The sequence below is a fragment of the Kitasatospora sp. NPDC007106 genome, assembly GCF_040634455.1.
GTDB lineage: Bacteria > Actinomycetota > Actinomycetes > Streptomycetales > Streptomycetaceae > Kitasatospora > Kitasatospora arboriphila.
In genome coordinates this window covers 1-1863 of the sequence record NZ_JBEYFP010001054.1, presented here as the reverse complement: position 1 = coordinate 1863, position 1863 = coordinate 1, and the positions used below count along the sequence as shown (strand labels likewise).

Sequence of the window (1863 nt, the reverse complement as noted above, 5' to 3'; positions counted from 1 at the left end):
CGTCCGGACGCCGGCCCCACTCGCTCCTTCCGGCCCCGGTCAGGGGCCGAAGACGCCGACCTCGTACAGCGAGTAGCCCCAGCCGGTGGCGCGCTTGACGCCGTGCACCCGCACGTAGCGGGCCGGGGCCGGGTCGAAGAAGGCCGTGTCGATGCCGCCGTTGCCCGCGGCGGTCGACCAGGCGGTGTGCCAGGTGCTCCCGTCCGCCGACAGCTCGATGCGGTACTCCCGGCCGTAGGCGCGCTCCCAGTCGAGGGTGACCCGGTTCACCGTCCGCAGCGAGCCGAGGTCCACCTGCAGCCACTGGTCGTCGCTCCAGCCGCTCGCCCAGCGGGTGCCCCGGTCGCCGTCCACCGCCCGGTCGGGCCGGTAGCTGGTGAACAGGGACCACTCGGACGAGCTGGCGGCGGCGGCCCGGCCCGCGGCGAGGTCGGTGCCCGGCCGGTGGCCCTCGGTGGCCTTCCAGGTGTCCAGGTAGGACTGGGCGCCGTGCATCAGGTCGTCCACCACGTCCTGGCCGCCGCTGAGCCGCATCTGCTCGATCCAGTCCGGCACGAGGCCGTCGTGCGCCATGCCGTCCTTGTTGTAGTCCCAGGTGCGGTCGCCGGTGACCTGCCGGTCGACCACCGATCCGCCGTCGGCGGTGCGGAACGGGTAGTGCACCGCATTGGGGGCGTCCTCACCGACCGGACCCGGCCAGCCGCCGACCCCGTTCAGGTCCGTGCCGTAGCCGTACCCGACGTGGTACCGGTCGCGCAGCGCCTCCGTGCGGTGCGCCTCGGCGACGAAGCCCTCCGCGGAGTGCGCGTACTGCGCGGCGAACCCGCCGAGCCGGTACAGCCGCTCCGTCCACTGCAGGTCCATCCAGCTGTGGCTGGAGATCACGCCCGGGTACGCCTGCGACTCCAGCAGCTCGAAGGCGCGGTCGGCCGCCTTCACGCTCATGTGGTCGACCTCCAGCATCATGTGACGCTGCATCATGCCCCGCACGGCGTACTCGCCAAGCCGGGTGAGGCCACGGGTGTTGCACTGGGCGTCGCCCGCGTACGTCGGGATCTGCACGCCCTTCGGCAGCAGCGACGCCGCCTGCGCGGTCGGCAGGCCGATCGGGTTGTCGTGCTGCGGTCCGGCGCACTTCTCGGTCTTCCAGAACGTGCCCGTCGACAGGAACTGCCCGGCGTTCACCGCGACGCCGATGGTGCCCTCGTCGAAGCGGACGCCGCACAGCGCGTTGTCGAACTTGTGGCACAGGAACATGCTGCGCACCCCGAGCTTGTACAGCTCGTCGAGGCCGCGGTCGATGTCGCCCTCGTTGCACTGGGCGATGTCCAGGATCTGCTTGCAGCCGAACGGCTCGGAGGTCTCCACCCCGAGGACGACCGCCAGCTTGCCCTGCTCGATCACCTGCCGCGCCTGCGCGCTGTCGGTGACGATCCGGAACCAGCCCTTGCCCGGCCCGCCGTACATCCGGTCGATGTACGCCTGCAGGTCGTAGCTCTTCTGCGCCTCCAGCCGGATCGCCGTCATCTCGTCACAACTGCGGTCCTTGAACGGGTAGATCGAGCAGAGCAGCCCGTTGGTGACGAGGTCGTTGACCAGGACGCGCTGGCCGCCGCGCCAGGCGCGCTCCACCCAGGCGTAGTAGTCCTGCTGGTGGCTCAGCGAGTCGTGAGCCGGCCAGTCCTTGAAGGTGGGCCAGCCCACCGGGTCGTGGTGGCCGTCGGCGCCGCCGGTGACGTTCTCGAACAGCGCGAGCGCGCCGTCGGGGTAGTGCTCCGGGCAGTCCTTGAGCGCGTCCGCCGAGGCCGTCGCCGGACACGCCGAGGGCCGCTACGGGATGCTGCCGCCGACCGTGACCGTGCT

Annotated in this window: 1 pseudogene; it reads right to left on the bottom strand. The window is 71.5% G+C overall.

Annotated elements, in window-relative coordinates:
- Window positions 1–39: 39 nt before the first annotated feature.
- Window positions 40–1800, bottom strand: a pseudogene (locus ABZ641_RS35640) (discoidin domain-containing protein); the annotation flags it as partial.
- Window positions 1801–1863 lie beyond the last annotated feature (63 nt).